Origin of the sequence: Streptomyces murinus, assembly GCF_002154555.1 — a bacterium.
Lineage (GTDB): Bacteria > Actinomycetota > Actinomycetes > Streptomycetales > Streptomycetaceae > Streptomyces > Streptomyces murinus.
Genome location: NZ_MUNF01000574.1, coordinates 1 through 4,402, shown reverse-complemented (window position 1 = coordinate 4,402; position 4,402 = coordinate 1). Strand labels below are relative to the sequence as shown.

The window sequence follows — 4,402 nt, the reverse complement described above, 5'->3', positions numbered from 1 at the left end:
GTGACTCGGGTGACTCGGGTGACTCGGGTGCCGGCAATCTGTGGCCACAGCTGTCCACTCCGGCCCCCGGCGCGGGCCTGGCCGTCGCCAACCCGGGGTCAGGACCCGGCGACAGCGAGGACGGCGACTACGCGAACGCCATCCGGACGGCGCACAACGGCGGGACGAAGGTGATCGGATACGTCGACTCCGGATATCTCGGCACCAAGGGCGGGGCCGCGCCCGACGGCGGCACGTCCATCGACGACTGGGTCGAAGGCGCGGAGCGAAACGTCGACAAGTGGTACAGCTACTACGGCGGTTCGGGCCTGGACGGGATCTTCTTCGACGACGGCCTCACCGCCTGCGGCACCCCGTCCGACGCCAACGCCTTCGTCGACGCCTACAAGAGGCTCCAGTCCTATGTGAAGGGCAAGGACGCCGACGCCAAGGTCGTCATCAACCCGGGGGCCTCGCCCGAGCAGTGCTACACAGGGGCCGCCGACACACTGGTCACCTTCGAGGGCACCTACGACGACTATGTGAACCACTACGGCGACGACCGCGAGTCCTGGGAGGCATCGGCCGACCCGTCGAAGATCTGGCACCTGATCCACACCACGGGAAGCCAGCCGCGGATGCGGAACGCCATCGCCCTCTCGAAGCAGCGCAACGCGGGCTACGTCTACGCCACCGACGACGACAACTCCCGCCCCTCGGGCCAGGACTGGGGCAACCCGTGGGACACCCTCCCGTCGTACTGGTCCGCCGAGGTGAACACCGTCAACTGACCGCGGCCCGGTCCCGGTCGCCGCCCGTCACGCCCCCTGGTCCTGCGCGGCCCCTCCCACCCATCGGAGCGCTTATATGAGGGCCCTACCAGCCCCACCCCGCAGAATCGCCCTACTGGCACTCTCCGCACTGCTCCTCCTCGTACCGGCCCTGTGGCCGCGCCTGACGCAGCCCGCGGCGGCCGACACCGGCTCCTCCTCGCTGCTGTACGACCCCGGCCCCGCGCACGACTGCTACGCGCTGGTCGTGGAGGACCCGCCGGACAAGAACACGACCCCCGATCCGGGACGCACCAGCAGCGCCGGCTGCGGTGCCTTCGCCGGTACCGAGGAGTTCACCCGGAAGAGCCCCGAGCGTCCCACCTGGGACATCGGCACCTACGGCTGGAACACCTCCAACTGGGGCACCTCACCCGGCTATTCCTTCACCACCCGGACCGCCGCCAAGACGGTGACCATGCAGAACGACGCCTCCGGGGTCTGCGGGCTGCACGAGACCAACGTCAGCTACACCTACCCCGACTCCCAGCTCAAACCCGGGCCCGACCGTGCGTACCGCACCGCCGCGGACGGCCGGATCAACGTCTCCTACCGTGCGAAGATCCAGCAGACCAAGCCCTTCACCTGCGGCGAGAAGCGCGCGCTGCTCACCACGGACCTCATCTTCGAGGACTCCGAGCACGGCTCGGCACACCCGGACGTGATCTCCGTCGTCCACTACGATCCCGGCACGTTCAAGGCGCCCGACAGCAACGGTGTCGTCTGGTACACCAGGGACGACACGACGATGACCTGCCCCGACGGCTGCCGGGTCATGGTGCGCGCCCCCGACCTGATGAAGGACGCCACCTGGGCGTCGATCGACGACGACTTCAGCCAGTTGTTCGACAAGTACGTCGACTACGTCAACCCCGAGCACCTCCCGAAGTCCGCCTTCGTCCTGCGCGGTGTGCAGATCGTCAGCAGCAACACGGGCAGCTCCACGACGGCCTCGGTCAGCGACGTCGACGCGCGGCTGACGCCGAACGCACCCGTCCACGCACCTCTGACGTACGGCCTCAAGGGCAGCGACGGGCAGTCCCTGTGCCTGGACGACTACAACAACGCCACGAAGCCGCCGGCCGTCGCCGACATCTGGGACTGCAACGGCGGCGACGCGCAGGACTGGACCATCGGCCAGGACGACACCCTCCAGATCCACGGCCTGTGCCTGGGCGCCTCCGGGGACGGCACGGCCGACCACACGCCCGTCGGGCTCGACCCGTGCGACGGGGGAGCGCACCAGAAGTGGGTCCTGGGCCGCTACGGCCAGATCTACAACCCCGTGTCCGGCCGCTGCCTGGAGGTCGCGAACGGGTCCAGCACCAGGGGCGACAAGAACCTCGAACTCTTCGACTGCTGGGGCGGCACCCAGCAGAAGTGGTGGACTCCGGCCGGCGACTACCGCTGAGAGCCGTCCCACGACGGCCGCGCGGCGGCGATACGCCGAAGGGCCGCACCGGTCGGGTGCGGCCCTCCGGCCTGCCCTGCCTCATGTCGGCCAGGGATGTCCTTCCTCATGCTCCCTCAGGCCAGTGAGAATTTCTGGGCGGCGGAGCCGTTGCAGTCCCAGATCTGGAGGCGGGTGCCGTTGGCGGTGGCGCCCGACGGCGAGTCGATGCACCGGCCGGTGGTCGGATTGGACATCGAGCCGTCGGCATTGGCGACCCAGTTCTGGTAGCCGCCGCCGTTGCAGTTGGCCAGCTGGAGCTTCGTGCCGGCCGCGTTCACCCCGCCCGCGATGTCCAGGCACTTGCCGAGCGTGCGCAGGGTCTGGCCGTTCCAGGTCCACTTCTGGTCGAGCGACGTCGCCTGCTGGCAGTCCCAGAGCTGGACCGCGGTGCCGTCGCCCCCGGTGTCGTCGCCCGCCACGTCCACGCACTTGCCGCCCGGTCCGTAGATCGGGGTGCCGATGGCGAACTGCTGGGCGGCGGAGCCGTTGCAGTCCCAGATCTGGAGGCGGGTGCCGTTGGCGGTGGCGCCCGACGGCGAGTCGATGCACCGGCCGCTGGTCGGGTTGCGCAGTGTGCCGTCGGGTTGCCCCACCCATGACTGGTAGCCGCCGCTGTTGCACGTGGCGAGTTGCAGCTTCGTACCGGCGGCGCTGTTGCCGCCGGCGATGTCCAGGCACTTGCCGAGGGTCTGGAGGGTCTGGCCGCTCCAGGTCCAGTGCTGGTCCTTGGCCGCCGACTGGCAGTCCCAGAGCTGGACCGCGGTGCCGTCGCCGCCGGTGTCGTCGCCCGCCACGTCCACGCACTTGCCGCCGGGTCCGGTGATCGTCTGGCCGCTCACCGAACCGCCGCCACCCCCGCCTCCGGAGCCGGGCGCCTTGTTGTAGACGGACACCGAGTCGATGACCAGCTTGCCGCCGGAGACCGTGGCCGCGTTCGGGCCCCCGCCGAAGGCGTCCGGGAAGCCGCCGCCGATCGCCAGGTCGTAGATGATGAAGAAGGGATGGTCGACCGCGTCGGACCAGGTCGTCGCGTCCACCTGGTTGGCGTTGATCGTGTAGAAGTTGTTCCCGTCGAGGTAGAACCTGATCTGCTCCGGCGACACCGAGCGGTCGATCTCCGCCGCGTAGTCGTGGAAGCCGGTCTGGCAGCCCGAACAGGCGCGTTCACCCGAGCCGATGCCGGTCGACTCGTTGCACGGCCCACCCGGGTTCACACCGCAGTGCAGGGTGCTGAAGACGGAACTGCGGCCGTTGATGTCCTCCATGATGTCGACCTCGCCGGACTTCGGCCAGGTCACCCCGGAGCGCAGCGGCGCGCCGAGCATCCAGAACGCCGGCCAGTAGCCCGCGCCGTTCGCGGTGTTGACGTTGGGCTGCTGGAGGACGGACTCGATGCGTACGACCCCGCCCGCCGGGGCGCCGAAGCCCGCCGACTGGGTCTCCACGCGCCCGGAGGTCCATCCGCTGCGCGCGTCGGAGCCCGAGTGCAGGGCCTGGAGCACCAGATGGCCCTGGCCGTCGTAGTAGACGTTCGAGGTGCTGTTGGTCATCGTCTCGATCTCACCGGTGCCGAAGCTGCTGCCCGGCCCGGTGTCGTACTTCCACAGGCTCTGATCGATGCCGGTGCCGGACGCGCCGTTGAAGTCGTCGCTCCACGTGAGCGTGAAGCCCGACGGCGCGGGGGGCACTGCCGCCTGGGCGTTCAGTGTCGTGGTGAGCGTGGCCGCCATCGTCATCACGACGACGGGAAGCAGAGAGAGCGCTCTCCTCCACCCGCCGCGAGGTGCCTTTGGGGGTAGTCGCATAGGTCTGGCCTCCGAGGAAGGACGTGATCGCGTCGGTTCGCTGTGCCGCCTCTGGTGACGGCCGGGCTCTCGTCCCCAACCGGCGGATGCATCGTCAACTCTGGTGACGATGCGCGGTGTTGAGTCATGTGGAGTTCTGTGCGAGCAGACGGTATTGGCGCAGACCAATACCGTCAAGACTGCTGTCCCCGTGTCACGGGGGTTGACGGAGATTGTCGAGCGGCTCTAATTTCACGGCTTGTAAAAAGCGGTAAGACGAGCATGGCAGAGCACGGCAGCTGGATCCGGCAGGCGCCGCACCCCCACCCCACCCGCACGACTGCTCGCCCGTTCCC

At 69.0% G+C, this 4,402-nt stretch carries 3 protein-coding genes; 2 read left to right on the top strand and 1 reads right to left on the bottom strand.

From position 1 onward, the window contains the following. Nucleotides 1-770: spherulation-specific family 4 protein (locus CCN72_RS29970; RefSeq protein ID WP_086811156.1), on the top strand; the 770-nt coding region annotated here is incomplete at its 5' end. A 76-nt stretch (nt 771-846) separates the two neighbouring features. Then, the gene (locus tag CCN72_RS29965; protein ID WP_086811154.1) at nt 847-2,220 is read left to right on the top strand and encodes an RICIN domain-containing protein; all 1,374 of its coding nucleotides are present in this window, start codon (nt 847-849) and stop codon (nt 2,218-2,220) included. A 116-nt stretch (nt 2,221-2,336) separates the two neighbouring features. Here CCN72_RS29965 and CCN72_RS29960 read toward each other — a convergent pair whose 3' ends face one another. Beyond that, nucleotides 2,337-3,998 carry a ricin-type beta-trefoil lectin domain protein gene (locus tag CCN72_RS29960; protein WP_244174550.1) on the bottom strand — a complete coding sequence of 554 codons (1,662 nt, stop codon included), beginning with the start codon at nt 3,996-3,998 and terminating at the stop codon, nt 2,337-2,339. Nucleotides 3,999-4,402: the final 404 nt, after the last annotated feature.

Bases quoted from the DNA above. Each gene is read 5' to 3' on its own strand.
- CCN72_RS29960 (WP_244174550.1), bottom strand. From the start codon at position 3,998: ATGACGATGGCGGCCACGCTCACCACGACACTGAACGCCCAGGCGGCA.
- CCN72_RS29965 (WP_086811154.1), top strand. From the start codon at position 847: ATGAGGGCCCTACCAGCCCCACCCCGCAGAATCGCCCTACTGGCACTC.